General features: G+C 73.1%; 2 protein-coding genes. Both read left to right on the plus strand.

All coding sequences use genetic code 11. The annotated features are described in order from the left end of the window. The first annotated feature begins 32 nt into the window (after positions 1-32). Positions 33-11000 carry an SDR family NAD(P)-dependent oxidoreductase gene (locus ACFWMR_RS11190; protein WP_378378262.1) on the plus strand — a complete coding sequence of 3656 codons (10968 nt, stop codon included), beginning with the start codon at positions 33-35 and terminating at the stop codon, positions 10998-11000. A gap of 28 nt (positions 11001-11028) precedes the next feature. Beyond that, the gene (locus ACFWMR_RS11195) at positions 11029-19761 is read left to right on the plus strand and encodes a type I polyketide synthase (protein WP_449224324.1); all 8733 of its coding nucleotides are present in this window, start codon (positions 11029-11031) and stop codon (positions 19759-19761) included. The last annotated feature ends 7 nt before the right edge of the window (positions 19762-19768 follow it).

Below are 19768 nucleotides of genomic sequence, written 5' to 3' on the forward strand. Positions count from 1 at the left end.
CCCGGCCCGCCGCCGCGAGGAGGACCACCGTCATGACCACCGACGAGCGGACGCTCGACTACCTCAAGCGACTGACCGCCGAACTGCGTGAGACGCGGCGCCGTCTGCGAGAAGCCGAGGAGAGCGGCTCCGAACCCCTGGCCGTGATCGGCATGGCCTGCCGGTTCCCGGGCGGGGTCACCTCGCCGGAAGGACTGTGGGACCTCGTCGACGGCGGCGGGGACGGGATGACGGGGTTCCCGGCGAACCGGGGCTGGGACACCGACGGGCTGTACCACCCGGATCCGGAACACCGGGGCACCAGCTACAGCGACCAGGGCGGATTCCTGCACGACGCGGGGGAGTTCGACGCGGGTTTCTTCGGCATCTCGCCGCGGGAAGCCCTCGCGATGGACCCGCAGCAGCGGCTGCTGCTGGAGGTCACCTGGGAGACGTTCGAACGGGCGGGGCTGGACACGGCCGCGCTGAAGGGCAGCGCCACCGGCGTGTTCGCCGGGGCCATGCGCAGCGAGTACGTCTCCGGGTTCGACGGCGGATCCGAAGAGGTGGAAGGGTTCCTGGGCACCGGCTCGTCCAACAGCGTGCTGTCGGGGCGGCTCGCCTACACCCTCGGGCTGGAGGGCCCGGCGGTCACCATCGACACGGCGTGCTCGTCTTCGCTGGTCGCGGTGCACCTCGCGGCGCACGCCCTGCGGTCGGGGGAGTGCTCGCTGGCGCTGGCCGGCGGTGTGACGGTGATGGCGACACCGGAGACGTTCGTCGAGTTCTCGCGTCAGCGCGGCATGGCGCCGAACGGGCGCTGCAAGGCGTTCGCGGCGGGCGCCGACGGCACCGGCTGGTCCGAGGGCGCGGGCATGCTCCTGCTGGAGCGGCTGTCCGACGCCCGCCGCAACGGGCACCGGATCCTCGCCGTGCTCAAGGGTTCCGCGGTCAACCAGGACGGCGCGTCCAACGGCCTCACCGCACCCAACGGACCGGCCCAGCAACGCGTCATCCGTGCCGCGCTGAAGAACGCGAAGCTGACCGCCGCCGACGTCGACGCCGTCGAGGCGCACGGCACCGGCACCACCCTCGGTGACCCGATCGAGGCACAGGCGCTGCTGGCCACCTACGGCCGCGAGCGGGAGACCCCGTTGTGGCTCGGGTCGATCAAGTCGAACATCGGGCATACGCAGGCCGCGGCGGGTGCCGCCGGGATCATCAAGATGGTCGAGGCGATGCGCCGCGGCGTGCTGCCCCGCACCCTGCACGTCGACGAGCCTTCCCCGCACGTCGACTGGACGGCCGGAGCCGTCGAACTGCTCACCGAACCGAAGCCGTGGGACACCGGCGACCGGCCGCGGCGGGCCGGGGTGTCGTCCTTCGGCATGAGCGGCACCAACGCGCACGTCATCCTGGAGCAGGCCCCTTCGGACGAGGCGCCGGAGCCGGAGCGGATCCCGCCCGCAGTCCAGACGTGGCCGCTTTCGGCTCGCGGTCCAGCCGCGCTGAAAGCCGCGGCCGCCGAACTTCTGTCCACTGTGGACGACGTCGATCCGCTCGACCTGGGCTGGTCGCTGGCCACCACGCGGACCGCGCTGGAGTCGCGCGCCGCGATCGTCGGGACCCCGGAAGACCTCAAAGCGGGATTGACCGCGCTCGCCGAGGGCGACCCTGCTCCCGGCGTCGTCACCGGTGAACCGTTGCTCGGGCGCACCGCGTTCCTGTTCTCCGGCATGGGCGCCCAGCGCTGCGGCATGGGCCGCGAGCTCTACGACACCTTCCCCGCGTACCGCGCCGCCTTCGACGAGGCGTGCGCCGCGCTCGACCCGCACCTCGACCGGCCGCTGGCCGACGTCGTCTTCGGCGACGACCAGAAGCTGCTGGACCGGATGACCTTCGCCCAGCCCGCGATGTTCGCCTTGCAGGTCGCGTTGTTCCGCCTGCTGCAGGCGTGGGGTGTGCACCCGGACTACGTCGTCGGGCATTCCGCCGGTGAACTGGCGGCGGCCCACGTCGCCGGAGTCTGGGACCTGGCCGGTGCCGCGCGGATGATCACCGCGCGCGGCCGCCTGATGGAGGCGCAGCCCCCGGGCGGCGCGATGATCGGCATCCAGGCCACCGAGGAGGAGGTCGCCGCCGAACTCACCGACGGCCTCGCCATCGGCGCGCTCAACGCTCCCGACTCGGTCGTCGTCTCCGGCGAGGAAGCCGCCGCCGAGGCCCTCGCGGCGAAATTCGCCGAACGCGGCCGGAAGATCAAGCGGCTCAACATCTCCCATGCCTCGCACTCCGCGCGGATGGACGGCATGCTCGCCGAATTCGGCGCCATCGCCGAGGAGATCCCGCACGGGACGCCGACCATCCCCGTGGTGTCCAACGTGACCGGCCGCCTCGCCGGACCCGACGAGGTCACCGTGCCCGGCTACTGGCCGCGGCACGTCCGGCAGCCCGTCCGGTTCGCCGACGGCGTCGGATTCTTGCGCGGCGAAGGGGTTTCCCGGTTCGTCGAGATCGGCCCGGACGCCGTGCTGGCCGGGATGGCCGCGCGGACACTGCCGCCGGAAGGCACCCTCGTCACCCCGGTGCTGCGCAAGGACCGCCCCGAAGCGCGGACCGCGATGACCGTGCTCGCCGAACTGCACGTCCGCGGCGCCCGCGTCGACTGGACCGCGTTCTACGAGGGCACCGGAGCCCGCACGATCGATCTGCCCACGTACCCGTTCCAGCGCGAGAACTACTGGCTGCGCGGCGGCCACAGCGCGGGCGACCCTGGCGGGCTCGGCCTGGCCGACGCCGCCCACCCGCTGCTGGGCGCGGCCGTCCCGCTCGCCGATGGCGCGGGCGTCGTGCTGACCGGCCGCATCTCGCCGTCCACCCACCCCTGGCTTTCCGATCACGCCGTCGCGGGCACGGTCATCGTGCCCGGCACCGCGCTGGTCGAACTCGCGCTGCGGGCCGGTGACGAAGCCGGCTGCGCGCATCTCGAAGAACTCACCCTGCGCGAACCGATGGTCCTGGCCGGTCCGCTGGACGTCCAGGTCGTCTTGGCAGGCCCGGACGAGAGCGGCCGCCGCGCCGTCGCCGTGTACTCCCGTGCCGGTGAAGGCGCCTGGACGCTGCACGGTTCGGGAACCCTGGCGCCGCAGGCCCCGGCCGCGAACTTCGATCTGGCCGAGTGGCCGCCGCGCGACGCCGTCTCCGTGGATGTCGCCGACGTCTACCCGGTGTTCGCCGCCGCCGGGCTGGAGTACGGCCCGGTCTTCCAAGGGCTCAAGTCCGCCTGGCGGCTCGGCGAGGAGATCTTCGCCGAGACCGCGCTGCCGGAAGACACCGCGAAGGCCGACGTCGAGCGCTTCGGCCTGCACCCCGCGCTGCTCGACGCCGGTCTGCACGCGATCGGCCTCCTGAGCGAGGAACCGGGCGGCGCGAAGCTGCCGTTCCTCTGGCAGGACGTCACCCTGCACGCCACCGGCGCGTCCGCGCTGCGCCTGAAGCTCACGCCCGCCGCCTCGGGTGCGGTCACCCTGCGCGCCGCCGACGGAACCGGTGCCCCGGTCGTCACCATCGGCTCACTGACCTTGCGCGAACTCGCCCCCGTCACCTCGGCGACCCCCGGTCTCGACTCGCTGTTCCGCCTCGACTGGACCCCGGTGCCCACCCCGGCGGACCCGGCCCAGGTCGAGTGGGCCTACCACGGGCGAGTCGGCAGTGGCTCCGTACCGCCGGTCGTCGTCCTCCCGGTGTTCACCGACCCGGCGGGCGCCGGCATCGCCACCCGCGAAGTTCTCGCCGTCCTGCAACAGTTCTCCACCGAAGACCGGTTCGCCGACGCGAAACTCGTCCTCGTCACCTGCTCCGCGATCGGCCCCGGCCGTGTCGATCCGGCCGCCGCCGCTGTCTGGGGCCTCGGCCGCTCCGCGCAAAGCGAACTGCCCGGCCGGGTCGTCCTCGTCGACACCGAGACCGGCGATCTGACCGAGGCCGAACTCGCCGCCGCGCTGGCGACCGGCGAACCTCAGCTGACCTTGCGCGACGGCGGTTTCGCCGCCCTGCGGCTGGGCCCGGTCCCCGGCACCGACGAACTCAGCCCGCCCGCCGAACCCGCGTGGCGCCTCGGCATGGCCGCGCGCGGCACCCTGGAGGAACTGCGGCTCGAACCCTGCCCCCAGGCCCTGGAACCGCTCAAGCCCGGGCACATCCGGGTCGCCGTCGGCGCCGCGGGCCTCAACTTCCGGGACGCGCTCAACGTCCTCGGCATGTTCGAGGGCGAGCCCGGCCCGCTCGGCAACGAGATCGCCGGTGTGGTGCTGGAAACCGGACCCGGAGTGGACGATCTCGCGCCTGGTGACCGCGTGATGGGCGTGGCGATCGGCGGCATCGGCTCCATCACCACCGCGCAGCGCTCGATGTGCGCCCGGATTCCGGACGGCTGGACGGACGAGGAAGCCGCGTCCGTCCCGCTGGTGTTCCTCACCGCCTACTTCGGGCTCAAGGAACTCGCCGGACTGAAAGCGGGGGAGTCCGTCCTCGTCCACGCGGGCGCCGGTGGCGTCGGCATGGCGGCGATCCAGATCGCCCACCACCTCGGTGCCGAGGTCTACAGCACCGCCAGCCCCGCGAAGCAGCACGTGCTGACCGAAGCCGGGCTGGACGACGGCCACCTCGCCAACTCCCGCACCCTCGACTTCGAACAGCACTTCCTCGCCACCAGCGAAGGACGCGGCGTCGACGTCGTCCTCGACGCGCTCACCGGTGACTTCGTGGACGCGTCCCTGCGGCTGCTGCCGCGCGGAGGCCGGTTCCTGGAGATGGGCAAGGCCGGACTGCGCGACCCCGAAGAGGTCGCCGCGCAACACCCCGGTGTGGAGTACCGGCCCTACGACCTCATCGAGGCGGGCCCGGAGCAGTTCTCCCGCATGTGGGCCGAGGTGCTGGACCTGTTCGCGAGCGGTGTCCTGAAGCCGTTGCCGCGTCACGTCTGGGACGTCCGCCGCGCCCCGGAGGCGTTCCGGTTGCTCAGCCAGGCCAAGCACATCGGCAAGGTCGTGCTCACCATCCCGCGCGGCCCGGAACCCGAGGGCACCGTCCTGATCACCGGCGGTACCGGCGGTCTCGGCGCGATGCTCGCCAAGCACCTGATCGCCGAGTACGGCGTCCGGCACCTGCTTCTGACCAGCCGTCGCGGCCCTGACGCCCCCGGCGCTTCCGAGCTGTCGCAGGAGTTGCAGGCGCTCGGCGCCGAAGTCACCATCGCGGCCTGCGACAGCGCGGACCGCGAAGCCGTCGCCGCGCTGCTCGCCGCCATCCCCGGCGAGCATCCGCTCACCGCCGTCGTCCACGCGGCCGGTGTCCTCGACGACGCCCCGATCGACGCGCTGAACCCCGAACGCCTCGACCGTGTCCTCGCCCCGAAGGCCGACGCCGCCTGGCATCTGCACGAGCTCACCGCGGAGCTGCCGCTGCGCTGGTTCGTCCAGTTCTCCTCGGCCGCCGGCGTGCTCGGCAACCCCGGTCAGGGCAACTACGCCGCCGCCAACGCCTTCCTCGACGGCCTCGCCACCCGCCGTCGCGCCGAAGGTCTCGCGGCGCAGTCCGTCGCGTGGGGCCTGTGGTCCGGCGGCATGAAGGGCGAACTCGGCGACGCGGGCGAAGAACGCATGCGCCGCAGCGGTTTCCCGCCGATCGACCCGGAAGAGGGCCTGGCGATGTTCGACCGCGCGGTCGGCCTCGACCACGCCGTCCTGCTCGGCCTCAAATTCGACCGCGCGACCGTGCGGGGCAGCGACGCCCCGATTTCGCCGCTGATCCGCGCGCTGGTCGGCGGATCCGGCCGGGCGAAGGCCAAGACCGCCACCGCCGAGCAGGCGGGCGAGCTGCGGCGCAAACTCGCCGGGCTGCCCGCGCCGGACCGCGACGAACTGCTGCTGGACCTGGTGCGCCGCGAGGTCGCCCTGGTCCTCGGGCACGCCGACGCGGCCGGGATCGCCGCGACCCGCGCGTTCAACGAAATCGGCTTCGACTCGCTCACCGCGGTCGAACTGCGCAACCGTCTCGGCGCCGCGACCGGTCTCCGGCTGCCCGCGACGCTCGTCTTCGACCACCCGACGCCCGACGCGCTGAAGGTCTTCCTGCGCGGCGAACTCGTCGGGGACGAGACGCCGGCCCCGGTCGCGAGTCCCCCCGTCGCGGCCGGGTCCGGTATCCACGACGACCCGATCGTCATCGTCGGCATGGGCTGCCGGTACCCGGGCGAGGTCACCTCGCCCGCCGAGCTCTGGCAGCTGGTCGCCGAGGGCCGCGACGGCGTCGGGGACTTCCCGGCCGACCGTGACTGGCCCCTGGACTCGCTCTTCCACCCGGACCCCGACCACCGCGGCACCACGTACGCGTCCGAAGGCGCTTTCCTCTACAACGCGGGCGACTTCGACGCCGAGTTCTTCGGGATCTCGCCGCGTGAGGCCCTGGCCATCGACCCGCAGCAGCGCCAGGTCCTGGAGACGTCGTGGGAGGCGCTGGAGCGGGCGGGCATCGACCCGGCTTCCCTGCGTGGGACCAGCACCGGTGTCTTCGCCGGGGCGCTGTCCAACGACTACATCTCGCGGCTGAGCGCGATTCCCGAGCAGGTCGAGGGGTTCCTCGGCACCGCGTCCTTCAGCAGCGTCGTGTCCGGCCGCGTCGCCTACGCGCTCGGCCTTGAGGGCCCGGCCGTCTCCGTCGACACCGCCTGCTCGTCATCGCTGGTCGCCGTCCACCTGGCCGCGCAGTCGCTACGGTCGGGGGAGTGCTCGCTCGCGCTGGCGGGTGGCGTCAACGTGATGGCGTCGCCGGACATGTTCGTCGAGTTCTCGCGGCAGCGTGGGCTTGCACCGGATGGCCGCTGCAAGCCGTTCGCCGGGGCCGCCGACGGCACGAACTGGGCCGAAGGGGTCGGAATCCTGGTGCTGGAGCGCCTTTCCGACGCCCGCCGTAACGGACACCGCGTCCTCGCCGTCGTCAAGGGTTCCGCGGTCAATCAGGACGGCGCGTCCAACGGCCTCACCGCCCCCAACGGACCTTCGCAGCAGCGCGTGATCCGCTCCGCGCTGGCCAACGCCGGGATCGAATCGTCCACTGTGGACGTCGTCGAAGCGCACGGCACGGGCACGCCGCTGGGCGACCCGATCGAGGCGCAGGCGTTGCTGGCCACGTACGGCCGCGACCGCGAGCGGCCGCTGCTGCTCGGTTCGGTCAAGTCCAACATCGGCCACACGCAGGCCGCCGCCGGGGTCGCCGGGATCATCAAGATGGTCGAGGCGATGAACCACGGCGTCGTCCCGGCGAGCCTGCACGTCGACGAGCCGACCCCGCACGTCGACTGGACCGCGGGTGACATTTCGCTGCTCACCGAGCAGACGCCGTGGCCCGAGACCGATGGTCCGCGCCGTGCCGGGGTGTCGTCGTTCGGGATCAGCGGCACCAACGCCCACGTCGTCCTCGAACAGGCCCCGGCCGAAGCCGAGCCCGAGCCGTCGGGCACGCTGCCCGTGGTACCTTTGCTGCTTTCCGGACGGACGCCGGAAGCGCTGGCGGCGCAGACTTCCCGTCTATCCACAGTGGACTTGAGTGTCGACGCCGGTTTCTCGCTGGCGACCACCCGTACGCACCACGCGCACCGCGCGGTCGTCGTCGGCGAGCCCGGCGCCGGACTTAGGACGCTGGCCTCCGGCGAACTCGTCTCAGGCCGCCTGGCGTTCCTGTTCACCGGACAGGGTTCGCAGCGCGCCGGAATGGGTCAGGGGCTCTACGAAGCCTTCCCCGCGTTCGCCAAGGCTTACGACGAGGTCGCCGCGCTCCTCTCCCTCGACGGCGACCTGAGCCGGACGGGGACCGCGCAGCCCGCGATCTTCGCCCTGGAAGTCGCGCTTTACCGGCTCTTCGAGTCTTGGGGTGTGCGGCCCGCGTTCGTCGCCGGGCATTCGATCGGCGAGATCGCCGCCGCGCACGTCGCGGGCGTGTTCTCCCTGGAGGACGCGGCGAAGCTGATCGAAGCGCGCGGCAGGCTGATGGAGGCGCTGCCCGAAGGCGGCGTGATGGTCGCCGTGCAGGCGACCGAAGCCGAGGTCGCCGAGTTCGGCGTGGCCATCGCGGCGGTCAACGGTCCGGACGCCGTCGTGCTCTCGGGTGCGGAGGAGCCGGTGCTCGCCGCCGTCGCGACGCTGGAAGCCCGTGGCCGCAAGGTGAAGCGCCTCGACGTCTCCCAAGCGTTCCACTCGCCGCTGATGGACCCGATGCTCGACGACTTCGCCGCCGTGGTGCGGGAACTGTCGTTCTCCGAACCGCGGATCCCGATCGTGTCGACCGTCGCCGAACAGGCCGATCCGACCGACCCGGCGTACTGGGTGCGGCACGTGCGGGAACCGGTCCGGTTCGCCGACGCGCTGACCGCCCTTTCGGCCGAGAACGTGACCACCTTCCTCGAGATCGGCCCGGCGGCGGTGCTTTCGGCGCTGGCCGCGGGATCCGGCGAGGCGATTCCCGCCCTGCGCGACGAGAAGGACGAGCCGGGGACCGCGGTCACCGCGCTGGCCCGCCTGCACGTCCGCGGGATCGACGTCGACTGGCCCGCGTTCTTCGCCCCCGCGAAGCCGCGCGTCGTCGACCTGCCGACCTACGCCTTCCAGCACGAGCGGTACTGGCTGCGTGAGCCCGCCGTGGCGCGCGTCGCGGGCGGCCTGCGTCACCCGGTCCTGGCTTCCGCCGTGACCTCGGCCGACGACGGTGCGGTCCTGTGCACCGGTGTCCTTCCCGCCGACCCTTCGGACACACTGCTCGTCGAACTGGCGATCCGCGCCGGTGACGAGGCCGGCGCGGGCACCCTGGCCGAATTCGCCGTCGAGGCGCCGCTGACCGGGGACCGCGAGGTCCAGGTCTCCGTCGGCGCCGAGAACGACGGCCGTCGCCCGGTTTCGGTCCACACCCGGACCGGTGCGGGCTGGCAGCGGCACGGCACCGGTTTCCTGGTCGAGGCACCCGCACCGGCACCGGCGCTCCCCGAAGTCTTCACCGAACTGACCCTGCCGGACGACAGCGCGCAGCTGTACGGGCTGCACCCGAGCCTGCTCGACCCGGTGCTGGCCGAACGCGGCTGGCCGGTCGCCTGGCGGAACGTGACCCTGCACGCCACCGGCGCCACCACCGTCCGGGCGCACCTGAGCGCGGCGGGGGAGCTGGCGGTGTTCGACCTCGCGGGAGCCCCGGTGCTGTCCGCCGAGGTGACCTTCGGCGAGCGCCCGGTGGCCGTGACGGAGCCGAGCGAGTCGCTGCACCGGATCGTCTGGTCGCCGGTTCCGGTGGGCGACGGCGAAACGGCGTGGGCCCGTCTCGGAGACACCGGCGCGGAGTCGTCCGAAGCCGTCGTCCTGGAGCTCGCCGAACCCGCGGGTGACGTGGCCGACGCGGCGCGTACGGCGACCGCGACCGTCCTCGCCGCGTTGCAGGAGTCCACAGCCGCCCGTCTGGTCGTGCTGACCGCCGGTGCCGTCGCACTGTCCGAAGAGGACGGTGCGGACCCGGCCGCCGCCGCGGTCTGGGGCCTGGTGCGCGCGGCGCAGTCGGAGAACCCGGGCCGGTTCGTCCTCGTCGACGGCGACGGTGACACCTCGATGCTCGGCAAGGCGCTGGCCACCGGCGAAGACCAGTTGCTGCTGCGCGAAGGCAAGCTGTACGCGCCGAAACTGACGCTGGTGGGCACGCGAACCACCGAGCCTTCGGCTTTGGCGGGCGGGACTGTCCTCGTCACCGGTGGTACGGGCGGCCTCGGTGCCCACCTCGCCCGGCACCTCGTCCAGGCACACGGCGTCCGAGAACTGGTGCTCACGAGCCGACGTGGCCCGGACGCGCCGGGCGCGGCGGAACTCGCCGCCGAACTGACCGGACTGGGCGCGAACGTCCGCGTCGAAGCGTGCGACGTCGCCGACCGCGCTTCCGTCGAAGGCCTCGTGGCCGGGATCCCCAGCCTGACCGGGGTCGTGCACGCGGCGGGTGTCCTCGACGACGGCCTCGTCGGCGCGCTCACCCCGGAACGGCTCGCGACCGTGTTCGGTCCCAAGGCCGCCGCCGCTTGGCATCTGCACGAACTGGCCAAGGGGCACGAGCTCGCGGCGTTCGTCCTGTTCTCCTCGGCCGCCGGGGTCTTCGGCAACGCCGGGCAGGGCAACTACGCGGCCGCCAACGCCTTCCTCGACGGTCTCGCCGTGCACCGCCGGGCGCTCGGCCTGCCCGCCCGCTCGCTGGCCTGGGGCCGCTGGGCGGACGGCATGGGCGGGGCGCTGGGCACCCAGGCCGGGCAACGGTTGAGCCGCAACGGTTTCCCGGCGCTGAGCACCGAGGAAGGACTGGCGTTGTTCGACGCGGCGCTGGCCGCGGACGTGGCCGCGTCGGTCCCGGTCAAACTCGATCGAGACGCGCTCGCCTCGGCCGGGCAGCTGCCGCCGATCCTGCGCGACCTCGTCCCCGTGGTCCGGCGCACGGCCGCGGCCGCCGACGCCGGCGCGCTGCGGCTCAAGCTCACCGGGCTGGCCGAATCCGAACAGGAACGCGCGCTGCTCGACCTGGTGCGCGGACAGGCCGCCGCCGTCCTCGGCCACGCCGGGGCGGCCGCGATCGCCCCCGGCCGCGGCTTCCTCGACCTCGGGTTCGACTCGCTCACCGCGGTCGAGTTCCGGACCGCGCTGGCCGCCGCGACCGGTCTCACCCTGCCCACGACGGTCGTCTTCGACTACCCGGCGCCCGACGCGCTGGCCAAGTACCTCCAGACCGAACTCGCCCCCGAGACCGGCGCGGGCGCCGCGGTGACCGAACAGATCACCAGGCTCGAAGCGCTGCTCGAAGGCGCGGACCCCGGCGACGCGGAGATCGACGGACGGCTCAAGCGGCTCGTGTCGGCCTGGGCGGCGAAGAAGCCCGCGCACGCCGACCTCGACGCCGCCTCACCCGACGACCTCCTCGCGCTGATCGACGACGAGTTCGGCCCGCGCTGACCCGCGACAGACACTCAGGAGCCGTGACATGCCTTCGGAAGAGCAGTACGTCGACTACCTCAAGCGGATGGCGGCCGACCTGCGGGAAAGCCGCCGCGAGCTGGCGGACGCGCGGGAGAAGGAGACCGAGCCCATCGCGATCGTCGCGATGAGCTGCCGGTTCCCCGGCGGCGTCCGCACCCCGGAACAGCTGTGGGAGCTGGTCGACGGCGGCGGTGACGCGATCTCGCCGTTCCCGGCCGACCGCGGCTGGGACACCGACGCGATCCACGATCTCGACCCGTCCGTCCCCGGCACCAGCTACGTCCGTGAGGGCGGCTTCCTGCACGACGCGGCGGAGTTCGACAACGAGCTGTTCGGCATCTCGCCCCGGGAGGCCGAGGCGACCGACCCGCAGCAGCGGCTCCTGCTGGAGACGGCGTGGGAGGCCGTCGAACGGGCCGGGATCGATCCGCTGTCGCTCAAGGGCAGCGCGACCGGGGTGTTCGCGGGTGTCGGGTTCACCGACTACGCGTCGCGGCTGACCGCGCTGCCCGAAGAACATGAGGGCTACCTCGGCATCGGAACCTCCGGCAGCGTGGTGTCCGGCCGCGTCTCCTACGCGCTCGGCCTCGAAGGGCCGTCGGTGTCGATCGACACGGCGTGTTCGTCTTCGCTGGTCGCGGTCCACCTCGCCGCTCGCGCGCTGCGGTCGGGGGAGTGCTCGCTGGCGCTGGCCGGCGGCGTCACGGTGATGGCGACGCCGGGCGCGTTCGTCGAGTTCTCGCGGCAGCGGGGGCTCGCCCCGGACGGGCGCTGCAAGCCGTTCGCGGCCGCCGCCGACGGCACGAACTGGGCCGAAGGCGCCGGGATGCTGGTGCTGGAACGCCTCTCGGACGCCCGCCGAAACGGCCACCCGGTCCTCGCGCTGGTTCGCGGCAGCGCGGTCAACTCCGATGGGGCCTCCAGTGGCCTGACCGCCCCGAACGGCCCGTCGCAGCAACGCGTGATCCGCGCCGCGCTGGCGAACGCCGGCGTCGAAGCGTCCACTGTGGACGTCGTCGAGGCGCACGGCACCGGGACCGCGCTGGGCGACCCGATCGAGGCGCAAGCCCTGCTGGCCACTTACGGCCGCGACCGGGAAACGCCGCTGTGGCTGGGTTCGGTGAAGTCCAACATCGGCCACACCCAGGCCGCCGCCGGGCTCGCCGGCATCGTCAAACTGGTCGAGGCGATGCGGCACGCCACGCTGCCCGCGACCCTGCACGTCGACGCGCCGTCCCCGCACGTGGACTGGTCGGCCGGGTCGGTCGAACTGCTCGGCGAGGCCCGGCCCTGGACCGCGACGGACCGCCCGCGTCGCGCGGGGGTGTCGTCGTTCGGGATCAGTGGTACCAACGCGCACGTCATCCTGGAGCAGCCCTCCGAAGAAGCTGCTCCCGCCAGGGAAATCGCGGCGCCGCCGGTCGTCCCGTACGTGCTGTCCGGTGCTTCTCCCGCCGCCGTCCGCGCACAGGCCGCCGCCCTCCTGTCCACTGTGGACGAATCTGGCGCCGAGCCGGTCGACGTCGCGCTTTCCCTCGCCACCACTCGCGCCGGGATGGAGCATCGCGCCGTCGTGACCGGGGCGGACCGCACCGAACTGGCCGCCGGTCTCCGCGCCCTCGCGGGCGGCGAAGCGGGCTCGGTCACCGGCAGCGACACCGCCGGACGCCTGGCCGTGCTGTTCACCGGCCAGGGCTCGCAGCGGCTCGGCATGGGCCGCCGTCTCCACGAATGCTTCCCGGTGTTCGCGCAGGCCTTCGACGAAGCCGGCGCGCACCTGCCCGGCGTGCGGGACGTCGTGTTCGGCGCCGACGCCGCCCGGCTCGACCGCACGGAATTCGCCCAGCCCGCGCTGTTCGCTTTCGAGGTCGCGCTGTTCCGGCTCGTCACGTCCTGGGGTGTCAGCCCCGACTTCCTCGCCGGGCATTCGGTCGGCGAGATCGCGGCCGCCCACGTCGCCGGGGTGCTTTCCCTGGAGGACGCCGCTCGCCTGGTCGCCGCTCGCGGCCGGTTGATGCAGGCGCTGCCCGAGGGCGGCGCGATGATCGCGCTGGAGGCGACGGAGGACGAGGTCCGCCCGTACCTGTCCGACGACGTCGCCCTCGCGGCGGTCAACGGCCCGCGCGCGGTCGTCCTGTCCGGCGCCAAGGCGGCGACCGCCGCGGTCGCCGAGCGCTTCCCGGGCCGCCGCACGACCCGGCTCTCGGTGTCCCACGCCTTCCACTCGGCGCTGATGGAGCCGATGCTCGCCGAGTTCGCCGCCGTCGCGCGAACCCTGACCTACCGTGAGCCCACGATCCCGGTCGTCTCGACGCTGACCGGCGAGACCGCCGACCGGCTCACTGATCCGGAGTACTGGGCCGAGCACGTCCGCGGCACCGTCCGGTTCGCCGACGCCGTCGAAACCCTGCACGGCCAAGGCGTCACCACGTTCCTCGAAATCGGTCCGGACGCGGCGCTCACTCCGATGGGCCGCTCCGTGCGCCCCGATGGCGCGGTCTTCGCCGCGGCCCAGCGCAAGGACCGCGACCAGGCCGCCACGCTCGTCACCGCGCTGGGCCTGATCCACGCCCACGGCGCCCGCGTCGACTGGTCCGCCTACCTCGGCGGCAGCGGTGCCCGTGTCGTCACGCTGCCGACGTATCCGTTCCAGCGTAAGCGTTTCTGGCTGGAGGACCCGGGCGTCGACATGGTCGCCGCCGAGGACGGCCGGTTCTGGTCGGTCGTCGAATCCGGCGACGTCGGCGAGTTCGCCGCCGAACTGAAACTGTCCGACGTCGAAGCGCCGCTCGGCACGGTTCTGCCCGCGTTGTCGCGCTACCGCCGCGCCCGGTCGCTGGCGTCCGAAGCGACGTCGCTGGCCTACCACGTCCGCTGGCAGCCCTTCACCCCCGCGACGACGACGGCCACCGGCCGCTGGCTGCTCGTCACGTCCGCGCAGGAGCACCCGTGGATCGAGACCGCGGCCGAGGCCCTGGCCGGTGCTGAGGTACGGCGGCTCGTCGTGGAGAGCCCCGACCAGATCACGCTGCCTGACGAGTCCTTCGACGGAATCCTGTCCCTGCTGGCTCTCGACGAGACCGAAACCGATGGGCTGTCCTTCGGTGCCGAAGCCACGATGACGCTGGTCCGCGAGCTGGCCGCCCGCGCGCCGCAAGGTCCACTGTGGACGCTCACCCGCGGCGCGGTCTCGACCGGCTCCCACGACGCGCCGGACTCGCCCGCCCAGGCGCAACTGTGGGGCTTCGGCCGCGCGGCCGCGCTGGAGAACCCGCAGGCGTGGGGCGGTCTCGTCGACGTCCCGGCCGAGCCGGGGGAGAGGACCGTGGCCCTGCTGCGCGGCGTCCTCACCGGACCTCGCGGCGAGGACCAGGTCGCCGTCCGATCCACGGGAGCCTTCGGCAGACGGCTCGCCCACGCCGAGGCGACCGAGCCGAAGCGGTCCTGGCAGCCGCGCGGCACCGTGCTCGTCACCGGCGGTACCGGCGGACTCGGCGGGATCGTCGCCCGCTGGCTGGTCGAGCACGGCGCCGAACACGTCGTTCTCGTGTCCCGCCAAGGACAAGACGCTCCCGGCGCGGCGGAATTGGCCGGGGATCGCATCACCATCGCCGCCTGCGACGTCGCCGACAAGGACGCCCTCGCGGCCGTCATCGAGCCGATCCGCGACGACCTCCGCTCGGTGTTCCACCTCGCCGGCGTCCTCGAACTCGGCCTCATCGAATCGATGGACCGCACGCGCTACGCCGACGTCCTGCGCCCCAAGGTCGCCGGGACGCGCAACCTCGAAGAACTGACCGAAGGCCTCGACCTCGACGCCTTCGTGCTGTTCTCCTCGATCGCCGCTTCCATCGGCAACGCGGTCCAGAGCGCTTACGGCGCCTCGAACGCGTACCTCGAAGCCGTCGCGCAGCGGCGCCGGGCGAACGGCCTGCCCGCGACGTCGATCGCGTGGGGCCGCTGGGGCCGCGTCGGCATGGGTGTCGGTGCGGACCTCGACGAACTGCTCAGCGGACTCGGCGTCCCGGCCATGGCGCCGGAGACCGGCCTGGTCGCGCTCGGCCAGGCGCTGGACCGTGACGAGACCGCGCTGACCGTCGCCGAACTGACCTGGGAGAAGTTCGCCCCGCCGTTCGCGGCCTTGCGGCCGAGCCCGCTGCTGGCCGACCTCCCCGAGGTCGTCGCCATCGCCGAGGCCGAAGCCGCTCAAGCGGCCGAAGGTGCCGAAGCGGCCGACGCGTGGCGGACCCGCCTCGCCGGGCTGCCCGAGGCCGAGCGCGAACGCGTCATCACCGAACTGGTCCTGACCCACACGGCCGCCGTGCTCGGGCACACCGACGGCGTCCCGGCCGGGCAGCAGTTCACCAAACTGGGCATCGATTCGCTCACCGCCATCGAACTGCGCGGCCGGATCAACACCGAGACCGGGCTGGCGCTGCCGCCGACGATGGTGTTCGACCACGCGACCCCGGCGGCGCTCGCCGCGCATCTGCTGGCCGCGTTGACCCCGGCCGAGCGGGAGACGCGGACCGTCGTCGCCGGACCGGCCGCCGCGGGCCAGGACGTCGCCGTCGTCGGCCTCTCCTGTCGCTTCGCCGGTGGCAGCGACACTCCCGAGAAGTTCTGGGAGAACCTCGTCCAGGGCAAGGATCTCGTGCGCGAGGTGCCGCCGGACCGGTGGACCGCCGCCGACTACTACGACCCCGACCGCACCGCGCCGGGCAAGGCGTACACGCAGCAGGGCGCGTTCGTCGACGACATCGCGGGCTGGGACGCGGCGTTCTTCGGCCTGTCCCCGCAGGAAGCGCGGCGGCTCGACCCGACCTTCCGCCTGCTCATGGAGCTGGTGTGGGAAGGCATCGAGGACGCCGGGCTCACCGCCGACGAACTGCGCGGCAGCCGCACCGGCGTGTTCGCCGGGCTGATCGACACCATGCAGTACAGCATGCGGCAGCTCGAAGCCGACGGCATGGACGCGGCCGACGACCCCTACTTCGGGCTCGGCAGCTCGCTTTCCGCTGCCGCCGGGCGCATCGCGCATCTGCTCGACCTGCGCGGGCCCTGCCTCACCGTCGACACGGCCTGCTCGTCGGCGCTGAGCGCGGCGCACCTGGCCGTGCAGAGCCTCCGGCGCGGCGAATGCGACATCGCGATCGTCGGCGCCGCGTCGGCGATGATCAACCCGGACGTCTTCATCCAGTCCTGCAAGATGAGCATGCTCGCCGCCGACGGCCGTACCAAGACCTTCGACGAGAGCGCCGACGGCTACGTCATCGGTGAGGGCGGCGGCGTCGTGGTGCTCCGCCGGGCGGGCGAGGTCGGCCCGGCGCAGCGGACCCGCGCGGTCATCCGCGGCACCGCGACCAACCAGGACGGCCGCAGCAACGGGCTCACCGCGCCCAACCGCGCGGCGCAGAACGCGGTCATCCGCGCGGCGCTCGCCGACGCCGGGGTCGGCCCCGACGAGATCGGTTACGTCGAGGCGCACGGTTCCGGCACGCAGCTCGGCGACGCGATCGAGTTCACCGCGCTCGGCGAGATCTTCGGCGAGCGGAACGCTCCCGAGCCGCTCTACGTCGGCGCGGTCAAGACGAACGTCGGTCACACCCTCGCCGCGGCGGGGATGGCCGGGTTGATCAAAACCGTGCTGTCGCTGGAAAACGGCACCCTGCCCGGCAACCTACACATGAGCACTCCGAACTCGGTGGTCACCGTGGACGGCACGGTCCGCCCGGTCCCCGAGGCGCGGCCCTTCCCGGCCAACGCCGCCGGGGTGCTGCGCGCGGGTGTCAGCTCCTTCGGCTGGTCCGGGTCCAACGTGCACTTCGTTCTCGACCAGGCCGCACCCGCGCCGACGGCCACTCCCGGCGTCGAATGGCAGCTGCTCACGGTCTCCGGCCAGAGTGAAGCCGGACTGCGTGCCAATGCCGAAGCGCTGGCCGAGAACCTGACCGGAGAACTGGCCGACATCGCCTTCACCACCCAGGCCGGACGTAGCGCCCTTCCGCTGCGCAAGGCCGTGCTGGTGCGCGACCACGCCGACGCCGTCACCGCGCTGAAGGCGGTCACCGGCGGTTCGGCCGTCACCGACAAGCGGCGCTTCGGTCTTCTGCTGCCCGGTACCCGTGGCGCGTGGCAGGGCACGACCGACGAGCTGTACCGCACCGAACTCGCGTTCCGTGCCGCGATCGACGAATGCGCGGCCCTGCTGGACGGCCGTGCCGACCTGCTCGGCGCGCTCTACGGCACGGCCGAGGCCGACGAGCGGGCCGTGGTCTTCGCCGTCGAGTACGCCTTCACCCGGCTGCTGGCCGCGTGGGGCCTCGAACCGGCCGTGGTGCTCGGACGCGGGACCGGCGAATGCGTCGCCGCCGTCGCGGGCGGGCTGTTCGGCCTCGCCGAAGGCCTCGAACTCGCGCTCGGCGGACCCGTCCCACAAGCGGGAACCCCGGCGGTGCCGGTGATCTCGCCGCGCACCGGCACGGTGCTCACCGCCGCCGAGGCCGCCGATCCGGCGCACTGGCGGATCGCGGACGACCGCTTCGAAGACGGCCTGCTGGCGCTGGCCAAGTACGCCGGAGTCCTGGTCGAAGCCGGACTCGGTGACGACGGCGCCGAAGCGGCCGGCCGCTACCTGCCGCAGACGCCGGTGGTCTCGCTGCTGCCGGAGCCGATGGCCGGCGTCGGACGGCGTGCCTGGCTGACCGCGCTGGGCGCGCTCTGGGAGCACGGAGTCCAGATCGGCTGGGCGGACGGCGCCGGACCGGACCGCCGGTTCGTCTCGCTGCCCGGCTACCGCTTCCAGCGCACCCGCTACTGGCCCGAGGTCGCTTCTCGCGGTGGCGGCTGGTCGCTGTCGCAGATGTCCGCCGGTGAGCCACAGGCGGAGACGCCGGTCCGCGACGGTCTGGCCGCGCACACGCCGACCTGGCGCCGCGACAGCACCCGGCGAGTACCCGCGACGCCGGGCGACCTGGTCCTGTTCGCCGAGCCGGGCGCGTTCGCCGACAGCTTCGCGGCCGCGGCGGAGGCCGCCGGGCATCGCGTCACGGTCGCTGCCGATGTGGATCGCCAGGCGCTCGCCGGGGAGGGTCCGCTGCGGATCGTGCACGCCCTCGGGCTCACCGCCAGCGGCCTCGAATCCGGCTTCTACAGCCTCCTGGAACTCGGCAAGGCCATCGGCGCCGAATGCGCCGGCCGCCGGGTCGACCTGCTCACCTTGGGACACAACGGCTTCGACGTCCTGGGCGGGGACGCCACCGACGCCTTCGCCTCGACCATCGCCGCCACGTCCGACGCGATCGCCGCCGAGTACCCGCTGGTCCACGCGCAGTACGCGGACTTCGACCGCACCGGCGACAAGACAGCCCAAGCCCTGCATGAGCTCGACCTGCTCGCAGCGTCCACAGTGGACACTGTCGACGGGGTCGCGGTCGCAGCCTGGCGCGGTGGGCGGCGCTGGCTGCGCGGCTTCGACGTCGTCGAGCTGCCCGAGACCGACGACGCGCTGGCCTGGAAGCCCGGCGGGACCTACCTCATCACCGGTGGTCTCGGTGTCCTCGGTCTCGCGCTGGCCAAGCGCCTCGCGCCACTGGGCGTGAACCTCGCCCTGGCAGGCCGGTCCGAGCTGCCGCCGGAGGAGACCTGGGACGACTGGATCCGAGACCACGGCGTCGACGACCGCACGAGCGAAGTCCTGTTGGCGGTCCGGGATCTGCGCGCCCTCGGCGCCGACGTCCTGACCCTGCGAGCCGACGTCAGCGCCCCCGGCGAGGCCGCCGCGCTGCTGGCGGAGGTCCGCGGCTACTTCGGTTACCTCGACGGTGTGGTGCACGCCGCCGGGATCGCCGGTGGCGGTCTGCTGCAGAACAAGACCCGCGAGCAGGCGGCCGCGGTGCTGGCGCCGAAGATCGACGGCACCCTCGCCCTGACCGACGCGCTGCGCGTCGAACCGGTCGACCTGCTGGTCCTGTACTCCTCGACGGTGACGCTCACCGTCGGCGTCGGCGAGATCGACTACTCCGCGGCCAACGCCTTCCTCGACGGGGTCGCCTCGGCCTCGGCGGGCGGGCGCGGCCCGGCAAAGCAGGTCGTGTCGGTCGCGTGGGGTCCCTGGCAGCTGGACGCCTGGACGGCGTCCGGGCTCTCGGGGTCCGCTGAAGCACAGGAGGGGTCGCGGAAGTTCCGCGAGGAATTCGGCATCGGCGCCGAGGAAGGCACCGAGTTGCTCTCGCGGATCGTCGCCTCCGGCGAGCCGCTGGTGACCGTGCTGCCGCTCCCGCTGACCGACGTGCTGGCCGCGCTGGCCCGGATGGGGTCGGTCGACGCGCTGGTCGGCGCCGACGCCGCGATCCCCACCGGCGAGCGGTACCCGCGTCCCGATCTGCGCACCGCGTACGTCGCCCCGCGCACCCCGGCGGAGGTGCGGGTCGCCGCCGCCTGGTGCGACTGCCTCGGCCTGGAAGAGGTCGGCGTGCACGACCCGTTCTTCGACCTCGGCGGTACGTCGCTGATCGGCCTGGTGCTGATCGGCCGCGTCGCCAAGGAGTTCGGCGTCGAACTGGCGCCGGCGAGCCTGTTCGAGAAACCGACCATCGCCGAGTTCGTCACGCTCCTCGGTGAACCCGGCGCTCCGCAAGCGGCCGCCGAACCCGCCGAAGACGTCTCCGCCCGCGGCGAACGCCGCCGCGCCCGCACCGCGAAGCTCCGCAAGCGCCCGAGCCGGACCGGAAGGTGAACCACCC

It is taken from the genome of Amycolatopsis thailandensis (genome assembly GCF_042723255.1).
Classification (GTDB): Bacteria; Actinomycetota; Actinomycetes; order Mycobacteriales; family Pseudonocardiaceae; genus Amycolatopsis; species Amycolatopsis thailandensis.